Raw genomic sequence first — 17,529 nt, 5'->3', positions numbered from 1 at the left:
TCACAAAATGAAAGTGATGACTATCCAAAACGAACATTATATTTAATAATCATACGCACTACTCTTTATTTGTTGTGGATGTTATGGATTTTGTTATTTTTGGGGCTGAGTGGTTTATAGGATTGTTTGAAAAAGGTGGTGAAATTTTTGTCGGAATGGTGACCAGTATTCTGCCTTTATTAATCTGCTTACTGGTTGCTATGAATGCGACTATCCGCTTTATTGGACAAAAGAGAATAGAAGCTATTGCACAAAAATGCGGTAGCAACCCTGTTTCTCGATATCTTCTTTTACCCTTCATCGGTACGTTCATATTTTGTAACCCTATGACATTAAGTTTAGGGAAGTTTCTGCCTGAGCGTTATAAACCATCCTACTACGCTTCAGCTTCCTATAGTTGTCATTCAATGAATGGTTTGTTCCCTCATGTAAACCCCGGCGAATTGTTTATTTATTTAGGCATAGCTAGTGGGATAACTCAGCTAGGTTTGCCATTAGGTCCTTTAGCCGTTAGTTATCTATTGGTTGGTTTGGTGACGAATTTCTTTAGAGGATGGGTGACAGATTTTACCACTGCATTGGTTAGCAAGCAGCAGGGTAAAGTACTGCCCAAAGTCGTTGATTTTTCGGAGAAGGAGTAGTTGATGAGTCAGTTGCTATACGTAACTTCCGGTGATGGTGGATGGGGAGGGCCGTTATCCATTCCAGTCGAATCTGGAAAGAAAATACTCTATATAACAGCAGGGATCAGGCCAAGTTTGGTTGATCACATCTGTGCATTAACGGGATTGGAAGCCGTCGATGGCTTTAAGACAGTCGTGCTAGATGAAGATGTAGCATTAGTTATCATCGACTGTGGAGGGACACTACGTTGTGGTTTATATCCGAAGAAAAATATTTTCACGTTGAACATACATGCGACTGGGAAAAGTGGCCCATTGGCTGAATTTATCCATGAAGATATATATGTTTCATCAGTAAAAATAAGCGGTATCCAAATTATTAATGACGACGTGCGCTCTACAACTTCACATAGGGCTACAAATCCAATAACACCAAAGTATGATGAGACAAAAAAAATAAGCCAACAAAGTACGGGGATGGTTGCAAAAGTCGGTGTCGGTATGGGCAGTGTAATGGCTACCTTTTATCAAGCTGGACGAGACACTATCGACATAGTATTAAAAACTATTCTGCCATTCATGGCATTTGTGGCTATGTTAATTGGCGTCATTATGGCTTCTGGTATCGGTGATTGGATTGCGCATGCGCTTACACCGTTGGCACAAAATCCTCTTGGCTTAATGACCTTAGCATTAATTTGCTCCTTTCCTCTTCTCTCTCCTTTTCTTGGTCCTGGTGCCGTTATTGCACAAGTCATTGGTGTTTTAATCGGAGTTCAAATTGGCGTTGGAAATATTCCCCCACATTTGGCGCTGCCTGCTTTATTTGCGATCAACGCCCAAGCGGCGTGTGATTTCATTCCCGTAGGATTGGGGCTTGCGGAAGCAAAACAAGAGACGATCGAGATCGGTGTGCCATCTGTTCTCTATTCTCGTTTTCTCACGGGAGCACCAACCGTATTAGTTGCGTGGTTTGTATCGATGTTTATTTACCAATAAGAATTAATATGGAATTTCAGTTTAGAGCGACAATCACTCACATAGGTAAATATGCAGAAAGTGCTTTGGAGGATAATATGCTGATATTATTCAATAAAAGTGCACCTGAAGATGTGGCAGAGTACTGTATTATTCACGACCAAGGCAAGGACGTTGGATTGATTACGACAGAAAGCACATTGCTACTTGCAGGTAAGGACTACATTGTGACGGCGGTTGGTTCGGTAGCAAATCAAAACCTTGAGATGTTAGGGCATATTACCATTAAATTTGATGCTCAGTCGGTCGCTGAGTATCCTGGGACCATACATGTAATAGGTCATTACCCTCCGGCATTAAAATGTGGTGATTGTATTTTATTTGGTTGAATGTCTTTAATATTAATCATCCCCTCGAGTTATTGTGAAGCTATGCCACTCCCCCTCTTATTTAAAGCAATGTTTTCATGCGTTTTTACTTTTTTTTGTATCTTATTTTCTTCCAAACGCAGTTGGAGCGTGAATCTTTTGGTAAATATGAAGTAGGTCAATAACGAAAATACGTTCGCCTGTATAGGTCACTGAATTCATATGATTGGCGTGTTAAATTATATTTAAATGATAACCATACCGAATGGCTAGGGTAGGCACATTATGTTTACATCAAGAAAACTAAAACTTGAAAATGACCTTTTGAAGCAAGAATTAGCAGCGTTAAAAATTCAATATCAAGATGAGGTCGAATCTTTACGAAAACAACTGAAAACGTCGTCATTAGAAGTGACCGTTGCTAAGGGAAAATGTGACTTGGGAACGGAGTTGATGCTAAGCAGCTTGAAAGGCGGCACCATGCTTGAAGCCATCCGAGTAGGAATGGCGACAAGTGCCGAATCGCTTGAACAGGAAAATCATGAGCTTACATTACTTGATGACATGTTTAGCCAAACTCATCAAGCGCTAGCTCGACTAGAGAATCGATCGGAAAAAATAGGTAGTCAAGCAAGCAGTAGTATGGAAGCCGTGACAGTTTTGGATGATACGGCGAACTCGATTGGGCACCTTGTATCGACAATACAAGAAATATCAGATCAAACGAATCTGCTTGCACTTAATGCCGCCATAGAAGCGGCAAGGGCAGGAGAAGCGGGCAGAGGATTTGCAGTAGTCGCGGATGAAGTTAGGACGCTAGCAGGGAAAGCCCATGACGCGAGCAAGCAGATTGATAAGCTCGTTAACCAAGTACTCACTCAGGTAGATTCAATCAAAAACACTATTGATGAAAACCATGTTTGTGCCGAAGAGGTTTCCGCATCATCTGCCCAAATTGGCTCGATAGTTAATGAGGTCATTTTAAAATCTGAACATATGCAAGATGTGATTCATGTTGCCTCAACAAGGGCATTTTTAGACACCGTCAAACTTGATCATGCCGTGTGGAAAAGCAATATATACAGTCATCTAGAAAAGAAAGCGTTTAACGAGGCGGTAAATACTCACACTGAATGCAGGTTAGGAAAATGGTATTACAACGGTGGTGGTGTTCAATATAAGAATCTTCGCAGTTATTCTTTGCTCGAGGAGCCGCATCGTTTGGTGCACGAACATGGCAGGGAAGCGATGAAATCGGGTAACAATACGAACATTGGCAAGATAATCAGTTCAGTGCACGCGATGGAAGATGCCAGTACTCAAGTCGTTTATCAACTCGATGGTTTGATGGACGAAATAATCAATTCGAAATAGTATTTGAATGCAGAAATAATAAAACCATTCTTCGATTGCGTGTTTATTCACTCCTATACCACAGGATATCCGGTTCTCGGATATCCTAGCTCAGGCGTGTCCGTCTGGATTTACTTTCATTAAAACAAACCACTTAAGTCATGATGCTATCGTTTTTGAATGCTTAGGTGAGTTAATTATCCGCGACATACGCAAATTTTTCAGATCTAAACTAAAGTGTATTAGCGGATCTGCGCAACACTAGGCTTTAGTGAAAAATCATAAGTAGATTGCACTTTATATATAACTATTAATGGAATAAAAAATTCGGTCATAAATAGATTGAATGAACAACAATGGAAAACTACATGCACTTCAACGTCAAACAAAAGCTCATGCTGGTCATTCTGCCTTTGCTGATAGCTCTATGCTATTTTTCAGGTACAAAAATAATCGTCACCAATCATTCTAAAAACTCCGCTTCAGAGATTTATAATTTCGTAGAGCTCTCAGCTTTCAATAGTCGGCTTGTTCATGAGCTGCAAAAAGAGAGGGGAATGTCTGCAGGATACCTAGGTTCGAAAGGCAATAAGTTTGTTTCAAAACTACCCATTCAGAGAGAGGAGACAGACAAACGACTCTTGGAACTACAAGGATACCTTAATGAAAATGATCTGAATCTAAAGCGCTATCCAGAGCTTTGGTCGGTTGTTGAAGAAGCAAATAGAATGATTGCTAATATCCAGTCGATGAGAAGCGGTATTACAGCGTTATCAACACCACTTGGAGACGCACTTAAGTATTACACTACATTAAATGCGAGATTGCTATCTGTACCTGGGTTGGCAGTGCGGATATCGCATGTGGCAGATATTAGTCGGTCTCTTGCTGCCTACTACGAGTTTCTACAAGGAAAAGAGCGGGCTGGCATCGAGAGAGCGGTTTTAAGTAATACCTTTGGTCAAGGACAGTTTTCTCCGGGAATGTTTAAAAAATTTGTTCAGTTAGTTAGCGAACAAAATAGCTATTTAAGCACTTTTCAAATTTACGCGACTGATGATCATATCAACTATTTCAAGCAGTTAGAAAAACAACAACCATTTGGTGAGGTTGCCGAATATCGGGTCAAAGCCTATGCGAATGACCTGAATCAAAATGCTGAGTCATGGTTTGTTGCTTCAACTAACAGAATTAATTTATTGAAAGAGCAAGAAGAGAAGTTAACCACTGAAATACTCCATTTTTCTGCAAATATAGTGAGTAATGAAACGAAAGCATTCTGGTTTTACCTTATTTTATCTACGGTATTATTGTTAGTGACAAGTTACTTTAGTCTGTTATTAATGAGAGGCCTCTCAAGGCAGGTGTTAGATTTGAATAGCACTATGGCTTATGCCGCTGAAAAGAACTTGGTGTTGCGTTGTGAGGTTACGGGGAACGATGAGTTAGGTACTATCGCTAAAAATCTAAATGTGATGTTGGACTCTTTAACGGATGCGGTACATGTAATCGCGAGCTCTAGTGATCAGTTAGCGACGGCGGCAGAAGAGTCGGAAGTGATTGTAAACCAGAGTGCATCTATTCTAAAAGATGAACAAAAACAAGTTTTACAGGTGGTCAGTGCCATAGAAGAGATGAGTTCCTCGGTAAAAGAGGTGGCGTTAAGTATTCACTCAGCATCCGATGAAGCGAATCTCGCCAATAATTTAATATCTGAAAGTAGTCGGATTGTCGAAGAATCATCAGGGTCGATCAATCAGGTATCGTTAAAAATTGATCGTGTTTCCTCTACCATTAGTCAACTGCATGAAAGTAGCAGTAATATATCTAGTGTTGTCGATGTCATTCATGGCATTGCCGAGCAAACCAACTTGCTGGCCCTGAATGCGGCAATTGAAGCGGCACGAGCGGGCGAATATGGCCGGGGATTTGCGGTTGTTGCCGATGAAGTGCGTTCTTTGGCTCAGCGTACTCAAGACTCAACCCAAGAGATAGAAGCGATGGTGAAAAAGCTTCAATCAGACAGTGATAGCGCGTTTGAACAAGTGAGTGATACAAAAGAGCTTGCACTGTCTAGCGTAACAAAGTCGTCAGAGGTGCAAGAAACGCTAAACACGGTGGTGGCTTCTATCGACAGAATACGACAAATGGCCACTGGAATAGCAACCGCTGCGGAACAACAAGTTATTGTAAGTACGGATATTTCGTCTAATGCACAAAGCATAAGTAATAGCGTTCAGATTAGTGTGGAAAGTGGTGAGCAAATCGCTTTGGCCGCCAAAGAACAGACAGTACTTGCAGACAAGTTACAAAGCCTCTCCAATCAATTCAAAACATCGTAAAATCAAAAAGGCCAACTAGATAGATATCTACTTGGCCTTCTAATTCATTCTATTTACAAGCTTGACGCACTTTTACGCAAAATCATCACAGATAACTCAACGAATCTCTTTATGCATGACATCCCCAATTTGAATGCTCTGCGCTAATTGCGGTTGATCTATATTTAGCTCCGCTTCTTGGTCAAATATTCTTGCAACGGTAAGTGTGATTTCGCTTTGGGAAACTCGGTTTCTAGGGAGCCCTGCTTGGTCGATAAACGACCCGGTATGCCATAGTTGCAACTTATCCCCTACCTTCACGCCATGTATTCTGCCTAAATTTATCATGACTTTATCGCCACGGATGTCGACCACTTCAGGTAGCGTGATTTTACACGAGAGTTCTGATTCTAGGTCCAGCATGATATTGCGACTCACCCTTAAGAGCATTTGACCATATGTTGATGCCCAGAACCGAGCGCTTCGCGTATCGACCTGACTGGTTTTTGGAAAACCCCATACCGCCACTTCTCTATAAGCACGGCGATACACCTCTTGTCCGGTCTTACCGTCATAGATCTGCATTTCCAAAGCAAACTGGCGATTGGTGATGTCGTCTTTTAACATTTTCTGATCAACGGTTGCGGTTAAGTCAGTGATTTTTCCGCCAATGATATATTGCGCATTAGCGTCTTGAGCAATCATTTGGAGCATGGAAGGATTGCGTTTATCTATTTCGTAATCGGTGGTTCCAACAGAGACGAAACTGATGGACTCTTGGTCCAACTGCCGGTTGACTACATGGCTAAAGTCGTCACCTATGTCGTAGATCTGCCCCATGACAGCCTGTTGAGGTGAAATAAGATCAATATTACCCACTAGGAACGTTTTTTTGTATTGATCAACATGGCAACCCGTTGCCGAAGGGTAGATGTCTAATTGAACACGCAACACCATGTTGCCGTCATTAGATTTTGAATTTAATACTCTAATGTATCTCACTTCATGGTTAGTAAATTGATATTCGTTTCGTTTCTCTTCCAGAAATGGACGCAACGTACTCAGTGAGCCTATGTCTGCACCAGAGAATTTCATCGCCTGGTATATCGCATCCTCTAACGCATAGATTCTTGCCGTTTCTTCAGAAGATACATAGGTTGAAGAACCATTGACTTCATACCACTCTGCGAAGACTATCTTGCTAAACAATAGCGATATTAAAAACAAGAAAGTACTGATTTTTAGTTTTTTCATTTGTGTTTCCCAAGTGGGTATAGTTCTTGCAACTTGTTTGGTTAGTTGATTTAAGATGTCAATTTTCATTATAAGCAAATATTGAAAAGCAAAGATTGTTCCACAATGGTTTATGAGAGTTAAACTTTGTTAAAGAACATACGGCATCAAGTATATCTGGAGATGAAGACAATGAGAAAATGGTTTATTGCAGTAGTGAGTGTGCTTATAGCATCGTGCTCATATGCACCCATTTATAACGGTAAAGAACCCTACGCTGGAAGTCGTTTTATGCTGATGGAGAATCCTCGACATACAATGGACTTTTTTGTAGAAAGCCTGACCGATGAATTAATTGTAACCAATACCAGTATTTCTGCACGAACGCCTATCGCGGTGACATCGTTTGTGGATTTGCAAGAATTAGATACCTCTAGTTGGCTAGGGAACTCAGTGTCTGAAGCATTTATATACCAGCTTCAGCAACGTGGCTTTCAGGTGGTGGATTTCAAAACAACCGGGTCAATAAGAGTCACGCAGCAAGGTGATTTCGCGTTAAGTCGTGATTGGCAAGATCTCGCTCAAGAACAACAGGTGACCTATGTCTTGACAGGAACGATGCTGCGTCAAGAAGGTGGCGTATTAGTGAATGCAAGAGTTGTGGCAATGCGTAGCCGTATTGTGGTCGCAACGGCACAAGGTTTCCTACCTGCGGATCGAATTGGCCGTGACTTAGACACCTTGAACACTATTCGAACCGAAGATGGGTTAATAATTCGTTCCGACCCTACTCGTTCATCTAAAAATACCATCATTTTGCGCCCATAGGAGCTTATTATGTATTTGAAAAAGTTATTGCTAATAGTGTCTATGTTGATTGCAACAGGATGCCAACCGCTCCAGAAGATGAATGCGGATAATGTACTAACGGCAGTGGGCTACGCGAGTGTTAGTGAGCAGAAAGGCGAAAGTGTAGAAGAGCAACGCATTAGAGCCATGCGGGCCTCAAAAATCGATGCTTATCGTGAACTAGCAGAGCAAATCTACGGTATGCGGGTAAGTGGTCGAGCAAGCCTACAAGACCAAAGGTTAGGCACGGAGCTAACAACAGGTTCAGTAGATGGTGTAATCCGTGGTGCAGAAGTAGTGCGTAGTTATCCCGTTGGCGACAGTTATGTTACAGAGCTTGAATTGGACGTAACCAAAATGGACAGATTAAAAGATTACGGAGAAGTACAACAAGTACCATCTAAGCGGCAGCAAACGCTTTTTTAATTATCAACGTTCTCTCCAGACAATAAAAACGGCAATATATGCCGTTTTTTTTGTATTTGAAATATTAAAAAACTACGCTTTGATATTTGTTCCGAGAGTAGAAACTGTCGATGTGTGACCATCAGAGGTATAGGTCATTCCTATTTTTCCTCTGCTTTGCTGCATCAAGTTATTCAGTTTATTGTAGCTTAGTTGGGCTCGCTGAAGCGCTTCGCCATTAACTTCATTTGCTTGTTGGCAGTCATGTATTACAGAGCGGATCAGTTCAACCTTCGACTTTAATGATTCATCCGTTTGTAACTGCTCTATATCGGTGTGATTAGCAATACGTTGATCGCTTTGTTGAAGTTGAGTAATCAGCTGGAGTTTTTCTTTAGCCAGTACTTCTATATCGGAAGATGTGCGTGAGGTGATCGCCACTTTCTCCTTTTCTAAAAGGACAGAAAGCTGTTGCGCGTTTTCTAATTGGTAATTAACTAAATCAACAAGTTTTGCCATGGGATTATAAGTTAGGCTGAATTACAGCCCACCTAATTCATTTTCAAATTTCATCATATTCTCCGCCAATTTTTCTGGGTCGACACGGTAAGAGCCGTTAGCGATGGCATCTTTTATCGCGGCTACTTTAGCACTATCGAAGCTTGGCTGAGAAGCCATGTCTTGATGAAGTTGTCCGATGGCTTTTCCTTGCTGGCTTAGGGAAACGGAATCTTTACTACTCTTAGGTTCTGTAACAGAACTAGAGTTAGAAGATCCAGATTCAGAGCGAGTCGCACTACGACCAGTTGTCATTGTGTGGCTCGATCGAATATTGTCTATACCTGCCATAATTGAAGCCTTTTCGCGTATTTAGTAAATGTCATGTATAAGATATCGGCCAACTTAGCACGAACTTTAATTATTTGTTGCGTTTTTTCTGACTTTTCTCTCATTATTCTTTGTATCGGCCAGTTTGTTAGAAAGTGAACTAAAAATACACCGTTATTTCTGAAATTCCGGTTACAACACCTTCTATTATACGTTTAGACTTGTCATTTTTCACCCTTATTTGGTCACCGGTGGAGCCGTCAGAGAGTGCCGTGCCTTTCGTTGTAATCGTTAGTTCGCCTTTGAAGGCTTTAATGATGACTTTTTCATTTCTGCATACGACACAAATATCATTTCGTTCAATTACTTCACCGACACGAACGTTTTTTTTCATTTTTGCGCCCGCGACGTTTTTTATTGCATCAAAACCTTGTCGGCGATAAGAATTCAGTTCTATCATTGATATGGTGAGATCAAATTTATCGATAATTTCGCCGCGAACCAATGAACGATTTGCCGTCACCAGTGGTAATGATAGTTTGGTGCGAACGGGCACATAAACGCGCCAGTTGTCCTCTTTACACTCAACTAAAACGGTTATATTGCTGGTGGAGTGACCTTTAGAAGTTGATGAGGTGGTTAAGATGGTTGGGCAGATGGTCGCTTTTATTCTAGAATCGATACTCGCCGCGGCAACCACTAGGTCACCGTCAGCAGGCACTTGAGTCACTTGAATAACGTGATCTTCCGCTGCTTTTTGAATTAACTCTATCTGTTCAGTGGTGGCGGCATATGAAAAAATGCTAAAGAAAAAGATAAAAAGACCGATAGATTTATCAAGAGAGTTATATAATGCCTTGCATACACAGATAAAATACATATTAGAATTCCCTTATTACAGCATCCATATTGTGCTTTCTTGTAAAATAGCTCAATTAGGTTAACATTTTTTTATTCAGAAGTTTTTAAATGGAGTTGAGTTTATGACCGGTATTATGGATTCAGTGAATCAACGTACACAATTAGTAGGTCAGAATAGATTAGAGCTACTGACATTTCGACTTATGGGACGTCAAAGATACGGTATAAACGTATTTAAAGTGAAAGAAGTGCTCCAATGCCCTAGACTTACATCAATGCCTAACTTGAATCGACTCGTTGTTGGGGTTGCGCATATACGTGGGAATACGATTTCAGTTATAGACTTAAGCTTGGCAATTGGTGGACGACCTACAACCGATCTAGCAAATTGTTTTGTTGTTATTTCTGAGTTTAACAGAACGGTACAGGGCTTCTTGGTCACGTCTGTTGAACGCATTATCAATATGCATTGGGAAGCTATACTTCCTCCACCAGACGGGGCCGGTAGTGCTCATTACCTAACAGCCGTAACCAATATAGACAACGAACTGGTAGAGATATTAGATGTCGAAAAAATCTTGGCTGAGATCTCGCCCGTAGAAGAAGAAATGAGTACGGATATAGCACAAGAAATTGCTGACGCAGAACAAAAAGCAGAAAAACAAATTGTTCGTCGTATACTGATAGCTGACGACTCGACCGTTGCACGAAAACAGGTGCAAAGAGCGGTTGAATCTATTGGATTTGAAGCCGTTTTAGTTAAAGATGGCAAGGAAGCGTATGATAAACTCGTGGAAATGGCCTCAGAAGGTAGTATCTACGAACAGATTTCTCTGGTTATCTCTGATATCGAAATGCCTGAAATGGATGGTTATACGTTAACGGCGGAAGTTCGAAGACACCCAGACCTAAAAGATCTACATATCATTTTGCATACCTCGCTGAGTGGTGTATTTAACCAAGCTATGGTAGAACGTGTAGGTGCCAATGAATTTATCGCTAAGTTTAACCCTGATGAGTTGGGTGCAGCAGTAAAAGCAGCAGTAGTAAAATAATAAAGAGAAATTAATGACAGCTATTACGATAAGTGATCAAGAGTACCGTGACTTTAGCCGCTTTCTGGAATCACAATGCGGCATCGTATTAGGTGACAGCAAGCAATACCTTGTGCGTAGCCGTTTGAGCCCGCTAGTTAATAAGTTTAAGCTCGATTCGTTATCTGATTTATTGAGAAATGTGGTCACAGGTAGAAACCGCGAATTGCGGATTGCAGCAGTCGATGCAATGACAACGAATGAAACGCTATGGTTTCGCGATGGTTATCCCTTTACTGTATTGGCAGAGAAGCTTTTACCAGAAGTCGCTGAGCGTAAAAGACCAATTAAGATCTGGTCAGCGGCGAGTTCTTCTGGTCAAGAAGCGTATTCAATGGCAATGACAATATTAGAGACCCAGCAAAAGAGACCGGGTCTGATTCCAAATGTTTCTATAACTGCGACGGATATTTCTGCCAGTATGCTCGATATGTGCCGCGCTGGTGTCTATGATAGCTTAGCGCTGGGAAGAGGGCTTTCTCCTGAACGTCGACGTACCTATTTTGAAGATGCAGGCGACGGCAGAATGAAAGTTAAAGATAACGTTAAGCGATTCGTTAATTTTCGCCCTCAGAATTTAATGGAAAGCTATGTGTTGCTAGGAAAGTTTGACATTGTTTTTTGTCGAAATGTTCTTATCTATTTTTCGCCAGACATGAAGTCTCAAGTTCTGAACTCAATAGCGAACTCGCTGAACCCAGGAGGGTATTTGTTACTGGGTGCTTCAGAATCGTTAACTGGGCTCACTGACCGTTTTGAAATGGTGAGATGTAACCCGGGTATTATTTATAGACTTAAATAGATTGAAATGTAATAACACTGAAGATGAAAAAAAGGAGTGGCTATTATGCCACTCCTTTTTTTATTTTTGATCGGTTCGTAGAATCGAATTCATTTTGATCGCATAATTATTGGAATTGATATCATTGGCTACTAAAGCCTGAATTCGATTTTGTTAAGATTCGCCCTTCTTGCTACATTCCGCTATTCTTAGATCGACATTTCAAATAGAGTTCAATTTCTTGGCTTAATTGTTGCAAATGTTTACTTGCAACAATTCGTTGCATCACTGAGAAGAGAAGAAATTGACGTGTTTTTGTATTTTGGCATGAAGATTGCTTTTAATTTCAGTAGTAAGTCATTTTTATGGTAGAGGTACGGCATGGCCATTTCTTTTAACAACGCTTTAGGTATTCACCAACATACTGTTGGTACGCGTGAACGCAATGCAGAGATAATCTCTACAAACATTGCGCAAGCGAATACGCCGGGCTATAAGTCAAAAGGAATGGATTTTCAAAGAGCACTTCAGGCGGCAACGTCAGAGGCAAGCTTTGGTCTTAACCGTACCAACGAGCGGCATATCGCTGCCTCTTCCAATGTGACTGGGGATGTGAAGTACCGAGTTCCTACACAGCCTGACACTGGTGATGGCAATACTGTAGATGTGGATTTGGAGCGTAACTTGTTTATGCAGAACCAGATCAGACACCAAGCATCACTAGATTTCTTAGGTGGTAAATTTAAGAATTTAACCAAGGCAATAAGAGGGGAATAATTAGATGAGTTTATTTAACGTATTCAATGTGACGGGTTCTGCGATGAGTGCTGAGTCTGTTCGTCTAAATACAACCTCAAGTAACCTTGCCAATGCAGACAGCATTAGTGGCTCAGCAAAAGAGACATATAGAGCTCGTCATGCTGTATTTGGTGCAGAGTTAAATAAGGCCGGTTTTAACCGTGACCATAATGTTCCGGTTAAGGTGTTAGGAATTGTCGAGAGCGATAAGCCTCTTCAAGCGGAGTATAACCCCGAACATCCACTCGCTAACGATGAAGGCTATATTTACAAGCCAAACGTTAATGTAATGGAAGAAATGGCAAACATGATTTCTGCTTCCCGTTCATATCAAACGAATGTCCAGGTTGCAGATGCAAGTAAACAAATGCTGCTGCGTACGCTGCAGATGGGTCAATAAGGATAAGGAGATAGCGTAATGGCAATCAACGACGTTGGTCAGAGCGGCTTGTCCTATGTAGACCAGCTTAAAGCGCTTCAAGATCAAAAAAAGCCTACTGAGACAACAGGTAAGCAAGAACTCAAACAAGAGGACTTCTTATCACTGCTCACTAAGCAACTTGCTCAACAAGACCCCTTTAAGCCGGTCGGCAATGACCAGATGATTGCGCAAATGGCTTCATTTGCGACCGTTGATGGCATCAATCAGATGAATGGACAGTTTGAAAACTTAAATTCATCGATGACCTCTAATCAAGCATTACAAGCTTCAACGCTAGTAGGGCGTGATGTATTGGTTCCTGGTGTCGCAGGCCTTAAAGCGGAAAACGCTGGCATGGCGGCCATGGTTAAGTTACCTCAGTCTGTCGATAATCTTTTTGTCAGAATCGAGAATGAACTTGGCCAGTTAGTACGAACACTTGATGTTGGTGCTACCCCTGCGGGTGATAGCCGTGTTGAATGGGACGGTAAAGACGAAAACGGTGTTCCGACGCCAGCCGGTAAATATAATGTTAAAGCCGGTGGCCTAATGGAAGGACAAAGCACAGAGTTTGAAGTTTCGACTTATGCGAATGTGAATAGTGTTCTTTTAGGTAAAGGCGATGGGAATGTACTGCTCAATCTGGCTGGCTTTGAATCGCCAGTTAAACTTGCTGAAGTACTAGAAGTTGGCAAAGCGTAAACGCTAGCTAGATAAGAGGAAATTGAAATGTCATATGTAGCTTTAAGCGGTTTATCCGCTGCTCAATTGGATCTAAATACAACCAGTAACAACATTGCTAACGCAAACACTTTTGGCTTTAAAGAGTCACGTGCAGAGTTTGGTGATGTGTATTCGAGTTCAGTATTTACTAACGCAAAAACCACGCCTGGTGGTGGTGTTCAACCAAGTAAGGTTGCTCAACAATTCCATGAAGGTTCTAGTGTTTATACTAACAACCCTATGGACTTACGCATTGGTGGTACAGGTTTCTTTGCTGTATCAAAAGATCGTATGGTTCCACAGCAAAATGAAATAACTCGAAATGGCGCTTTTCACCTGAACAAAGATAACTATATGGTCACTTCTGATGAAGAGTTCCTATTAGGTTATCAAGTGAATAAGGATACCGGTGATGTACTGTCATATGAGCCATCGCCTCTTCAAGTTCCGCCTGAGTTTGGTAAACCGAAGCAGACGGCGAACGTAGAAGTGGGTGTGAATTTACCGGCGAATGGTGACTTAAAAGATCCAGCTCTGTTTGATTTTTCAGATAAAGAGACATATAACCGCTCAACTTCCTCAACCATCTATGATTCGATGGGTCAGTCTTACAAATTGTCATCGTATTATTTGAAAGATATGACCCAGCCCAACACATGGCAAACGTATTATACGGTCACGGACAAAGTGGGTGAAAAACCGCTGAATATTACCGGCGGTGATGCACAAAATGCAGCCGGTCATATTGGACATACAGTCAAGTTCAACACAGACGGTACACTTGCTAGTATCAACAGCGGTAATAATATCGTTACTGAACAGCTAGGTGTAGGGCCAAATGCAATAGACTTGAATGGTGCCGATACGACGCAATTAATGTCATTTAAGCTGGATGGAGCGACACAGTTTGCTGCCCCGTTTGAATTGACCAAATTTGATGAAGATGGCGCAACAACAGGTTTTCTTACTAAACTAGACTTTGATGAAACAGGCAGTATTTTAGGGACTTATTCTAACGGTGAGAATGTCACGTTAGGTCGAGTCGCACTAGTACGGGTTGCTAACGAACAAGGCCTAGATAAAAAAGGAGGCACTCAGTGGGATTCCACTCAGTTCTCTGGTGATAAAATTTGGGGTGAGTCTAACAAAGGGTCATATGGCACCATTTCTAACGGTACATTAGAGCAGTCAAACATTGATATGACACAAGAGCTAGTGGATTTGATTTCTGCGCAACGTAACTTCCAAGCAAACTCCCGTTCGCTAGAAGTACATAACCAGACTCAACAGACTATCTTGCAAATTCGTTAACGCAATCTTCTGAGATACCCAATCGTTTTATAGCGTTTGGGTGTCGTTGCCGCTCAGGCAGCAAACTTCCCTTCTTCATCTGCCATGTAATAACTCTTTTTTAGTTTATGCTCTTATCTTATTGTTTTTTATCAATAAAAATAATTGGCACGTCTCTTGCTTTATTAGGTTCAGTAACTGAATTTTTGGAGCAAAATTATGGATCGTGCACTGTTTCTTGCCATGAGTGGCGCTAAGCAAAACATGCAAGAGATGCAATTAAGAGCGAACAACCTAGCAAACGTGAGTACGACAGGTTTTCGCGCCGATCTCGCACAAGCTCGTTCTATGCAAGCCTACGGTGAGGGTTTGCCGTCTCGTGTATTTAGCATGACAGAACGCCCAGGCCAAAATTTTGCTCAAGGTAGTGTTATTACCACAGGACGTGATCTCGATGTCACGATTGAGGGTGATGGTTGGATATCGGTATTAGATAAAACGGGTAAAGAAGGCTTAACTCGTAACGGCAATCTACATATTGATGAGTCAGGGTTATTGACGAATGGTACTGGTCATCTAGTGCTCGGTGAATCTGGCGCGCCAATAACCTTACCGGTACCAATTGCGAAAATTGAGATTGGTCGTGATGGTACGATTTCTGTATTGCCTAAAGGTGCGCCACCCAATGCAATGGAAGAGGTGGATCGTATTAAGCTGTCACGTCCAAATAACCGCGACCTATTCAAAGATTCTAATGGTTTATTCAAAGCAAAAGACCCAAACCAGTTTTTCGAAGCAGATGCAGGTGTGAGCATTATGACTGGTGCTGTCGAAGGCAGTAACGTAAGTGCCATTGGCGAAATGACAAGTTTGATCGATATACAGCGTCAGTTTGAGATGCAAGTAAAACTGATGAGCAGCGCAGAAGAGATGGATAAAGCATCTGACTCTCTGCTACGTATGAGCTAACGGATTGAGTGAAGGGGATTAGTTATGCATCCGGCATTATGGGTAAGTAAAACAGGTTTAGATGCTCAACAAACGAACATCTCGACCATATCAAACAACTTGGCTAACGCCTCAACCATAGGCTACAAAAAGAGCCGACCTGTTTTTGAGGATCTCTTTTACCAGAATATTAATCAGCCCGGCGGCCAATCATCACAAAATACTGAGCTGCCGAGTGGTCTTATGTTAGGTGCGGGTTCTAAAGTCGTCGCAACGCAAAAAATACATACCAATGGTAATGCGCAAACCACGACTAATTCACTAGATATGATGATAGAAGGGGATGGTTTCTTCCAAATCGTCTTGCCAGACGGCAACATGGGTTATAGCCGAAATGGTCAGTTCACACTCAATGACGAGGGGGCAATTGTCACCTCAGGGTCTGGCTATTCGTTGGATCCAGAAATTATCATTCCCGATGATTCTATCTCTATCACTATCGGCAATGACGGTGAAGTGTCTGTTCGACTTAGAGGACAGCAAGATAACCAAGTCGTTGGTCAAATAACAACGGTCGACTTTATTAACCCCGGTGGTTTAGAGCCGATAGGTCAGAACCTTTATTTACCGACCGGAGCAAGTGGTGAGCCAACCGAGGGTGTACCCGGATTAGATGGTTTAGGCTCAGTTCGTCAATCGATGCTAGAGACTTCCAACGTGAATGTGACGGAAGAGTTAGTGAACATGATTGAGGCCCAACGCGTTTACGAAATGAATTCAAAAGTCATCTCTGCGGTAGATAAGATGCAGAGCTTTGTGAATCAACAGCTATAACGTAAGTCATAAATTGAGATGAGTAAGTCGCTATGAAACGTATATTTGGGTTAGTTTTGATCATGACAATGTCGGGTTGCACTATGTTATCGCCAACGGACGAAGGCACCGACGTAGAACAGAGTACAACCTTGGTTGACGCCGTTGAAGGTGATCAGTCGGAAGCAGAAGACTCTGGTCTTATTGATGTTTTGAGAACTCGAGATGACCCTATTGCGGGCGATCCTGCTTGGGCTCCTATTCATCCAAAAGACAAACCTGAACATTATGCAGCGGCGACAGGATCACTTTTTAATACCGGTTTTGCTACCAATCTATACGATGATTCTAAGCCTCATGGCATTGGTGACATAGTAACTGTGATGATGGAAGAACAGACCAAAGCGGCGAAAAGTGCTGACGCTGACCTTAGTAAGAGCAATGATTCGTCAATGGACCCACTTGCGGTTGGCGGCAAGCCACTGACGATTGGTGACTATGATTTTTCCTATGAGTTAAGCAATGACAATAAATTCAGTGGTGAAGCGACAGCCAATCAGAGTAACAGCTTGAGTGGTTCTATCACCGTCGAGGTTATTGAGGTGTTGGCTAACGGCAACTTAGTGATTCGTGGGGAAAAATGGTTAACATTGAACGCTGGAGATGAATACATTCGTTTAAGTGGCACCATTCGACCGGATGATATTAGCTTTGACAATACCATTGCATCAAATCGAATTTCTAACGCTCGAATTCGCTATTCTGGTACCGGAACACAACAAGATATGCAAGAACCTGGATTCTTGGCACGATTCTTTAATGTCTCTCTATAATAGAGCGGG

General features: G+C 41.8%; 20 protein-coding genes and 1 pseudogene. 17 read left to right on the top strand and 4 right to left on the bottom strand.

The window, feature by feature from the left end; genetic code table 11:
- The first annotated feature begins 83 nt into the window (after window positions 1-83).
- The 6 genes and pseudogenes from srlA to AACW90_RS05215 all read left to right on the top strand — a co-directional run bounded on the left by srlA (window position 84) and on the right by AACW90_RS05215 (window position 5,664).
- Window positions 84-641 carry a PTS glucitol/sorbitol transporter subunit IIC gene (gene srlA, locus AACW90_RS05240; protein WP_390231795.1) on the top strand — a complete coding sequence of 186 codons (558 nt, stop codon included), beginning with the start codon at window positions 84-86 and terminating at the stop codon, window positions 639-641.
- Between the two features lie 3 nt (window positions 642-644).
- A complete protein-coding gene (gene srlE, locus AACW90_RS05235) occupies window positions 645-1,622 on the top strand; it encodes a PTS glucitol/sorbitol transporter subunit IIB (protein WP_390231792.1) in 978 nt (325 codons plus the stop codon).
- An 8-nt stretch (window positions 1,623-1,630) separates the two neighbouring features.
- Window positions 1,631-1,990, top strand: a complete 360-nt coding sequence (locus AACW90_RS05230; RefSeq protein WP_390231789.1) for a PTS glucitol/sorbitol transporter subunit IIA — start codon at window positions 1,631-1,633, stop codon at window positions 1,988-1,990.
- A 264-nt stretch (window positions 1,991-2,254) separates the two neighbouring features.
- A pseudogene (locus tag AACW90_RS05225) lies at window positions 2,255-2,926 on the top strand (methyl-accepting chemotaxis protein); the annotation flags it as partial.
- A gap of 39 nt (window positions 2,927-2,965) precedes the next feature.
- Window positions 2,966-3,343: a CZB domain-containing protein gene (locus AACW90_RS05220; protein ID WP_390232073.1), complete on the top strand. Its 378-nt coding sequence runs from the start codon at window positions 2,966-2,968 to the stop codon at window positions 3,341-3,343.
- Between the two features lie 335 nt (window positions 3,344-3,678).
- Window positions 3,679-5,664, top strand: coding sequence for a methyl-accepting chemotaxis protein (locus AACW90_RS05215; protein ID WP_390231786.1), 1,986 nt, complete (start codon window positions 3,679-3,681; stop codon window positions 5,662-5,664).
- A 96-nt stretch (window positions 5,665-5,760) separates the two neighbouring features.
- Here AACW90_RS05215 and AACW90_RS05210 read toward each other — a convergent pair whose 3' ends face one another.
- Complete coding sequence (locus AACW90_RS05210) at window positions 5,761-6,897, bottom strand: flagellar assembly protein FlgT (protein ID WP_390231783.1); 1,137 nt, start codon at window positions 6,895-6,897, stop codon at window positions 5,761-5,763.
- A gap of 171 nt (window positions 6,898-7,068) precedes the next feature.
- On the opposite strand from AACW90_RS05210, the gene AACW90_RS05205 reads away from it, so the two are divergent.
- Window positions 7,069-7,704: a FlgO family outer membrane protein gene (locus AACW90_RS05205; protein WP_390231780.1), complete on the top strand. Its 636-nt coding sequence runs from the start codon at window positions 7,069-7,071 to the stop codon at window positions 7,702-7,704.
- Window positions 7,705-7,713: 9 nt separating this feature from the next.
- Window positions 7,714-8,151, top strand: a complete 438-nt coding sequence (locus tag AACW90_RS05200) for an LPP20 family lipoprotein (RefSeq protein ID WP_390231777.1) — start codon at window positions 7,714-7,716, stop codon at window positions 8,149-8,151.
- Between the two features lie 72 nt (window positions 8,152-8,223).
- Here the strand turns inward: AACW90_RS05200 and AACW90_RS05195 are convergent, their stop codons facing one another.
- The 3 genes from AACW90_RS05195 to flgA form a co-directional block, all read right to left on the bottom strand.
- Window positions 8,224-8,649 carry a flagella synthesis protein FlgN gene (locus AACW90_RS05195; RefSeq protein ID WP_390231775.1) on the bottom strand — a complete coding sequence of 142 codons (426 nt, stop codon included), beginning with the start codon at window positions 8,647-8,649 and terminating at the stop codon, window positions 8,224-8,226.
- 21 nt (window positions 8,650-8,670) lie between these two features.
- Complete coding sequence (gene flgM / locus AACW90_RS05190; RefSeq protein ID WP_275134499.1) at window positions 8,671-8,979, bottom strand: flagellar biosynthesis anti-sigma factor FlgM; 309 nt, start codon at window positions 8,977-8,979, stop codon at window positions 8,671-8,673.
- A 139-nt stretch (window positions 8,980-9,118) separates the two neighbouring features.
- The gene (gene flgA, locus AACW90_RS05185; protein WP_390231771.1) at window positions 9,119-9,838 is read right to left on the bottom strand and encodes a flagellar basal body P-ring formation chaperone FlgA; all 720 of its coding nucleotides are present in this window, start codon (window positions 9,836-9,838) and stop codon (window positions 9,119-9,121) included.
- A gap of 103 nt (window positions 9,839-9,941) precedes the next feature.
- Between flgA and AACW90_RS05180 the strand changes: the two genes are divergently transcribed.
- From AACW90_RS05180 to flgH, 9 genes are all read left to right on the top strand, one after another.
- Window positions 9,942-10,874: a chemotaxis protein CheV gene (locus tag AACW90_RS05180; RefSeq protein ID WP_390231768.1), complete on the top strand. Its 933-nt coding sequence runs from the start codon at window positions 9,942-9,944 to the stop codon at window positions 10,872-10,874.
- Window positions 10,875-10,887: 13 nt separating this feature from the next.
- Window positions 10,888-11,715, top strand: a complete 828-nt coding sequence (locus AACW90_RS05175; protein ID WP_195703981.1) for a CheR family methyltransferase — start codon at window positions 10,888-10,890, stop codon at window positions 11,713-11,715.
- Between the two features lie 360 nt (window positions 11,716-12,075).
- On the top strand, window positions 12,076-12,471 hold the full coding sequence (flgB, locus tag AACW90_RS05170) for a flagellar basal body rod protein FlgB (RefSeq protein ID WP_390231764.1): 396 nt from the start codon (window positions 12,076-12,078) through the stop codon (window positions 12,469-12,471).
- A gap of 4 nt (window positions 12,472-12,475) precedes the next feature.
- Window positions 12,476-12,892 (top strand): flagellar basal body rod protein FlgC, encoded by a 417-nt coding sequence (gene flgC, locus AACW90_RS05165; RefSeq protein ID WP_195703979.1) that lies wholly within the window; start codon window positions 12,476-12,478, stop codon window positions 12,890-12,892.
- A gap of 18 nt (window positions 12,893-12,910) precedes the next feature.
- On the top strand, window positions 12,911-13,615 hold the full coding sequence (locus AACW90_RS05160; protein ID WP_275134496.1) for a flagellar hook assembly protein FlgD: 705 nt from the start codon (window positions 12,911-12,913) through the stop codon (window positions 13,613-13,615).
- 27 nt (window positions 13,616-13,642) lie between these two features.
- Window positions 13,643-14,947, top strand: coding sequence for a flagellar hook protein FlgE (flgE, locus tag AACW90_RS05155; protein ID WP_390231760.1), 1,305 nt, complete (start codon window positions 13,643-13,645; stop codon window positions 14,945-14,947).
- Window positions 14,948-15,145: 198 nt separating this feature from the next.
- Window positions 15,146-15,895, top strand: a complete 750-nt coding sequence (locus tag AACW90_RS05150) for a flagellar basal body rod protein FlgF (RefSeq protein WP_275134494.1) — start codon at window positions 15,146-15,148, stop codon at window positions 15,893-15,895.
- 24 nt (window positions 15,896-15,919) lie between these two features.
- The gene (gene flgG / locus AACW90_RS05145) at window positions 15,920-16,708 is read left to right on the top strand and encodes a flagellar basal-body rod protein FlgG (protein WP_195703975.1); all 789 of its coding nucleotides are present in this window, start codon (window positions 15,920-15,922) and stop codon (window positions 16,706-16,708) included.
- 32 nt (window positions 16,709-16,740) lie between these two features.
- On the top strand, window positions 16,741-17,520 hold the full coding sequence (gene flgH / locus AACW90_RS05140) for a flagellar basal body L-ring protein FlgH (protein ID WP_390231755.1): 780 nt from the start codon (window positions 16,741-16,743) through the stop codon (window positions 17,518-17,520).
- Window positions 17,521-17,529 lie beyond the last annotated feature (9 nt).

Origin of the sequence: Vibrio frigidus (assembly GCF_042465995.1) — a bacterium.
GTDB lineage: Bacteria > Pseudomonadota > Gammaproteobacteria > Enterobacterales > Vibrionaceae > Vibrio.
Note: the sequence above shows the minus strand (reverse complement) of the source record. Positions and strands in the feature narration are given on the sequence as shown.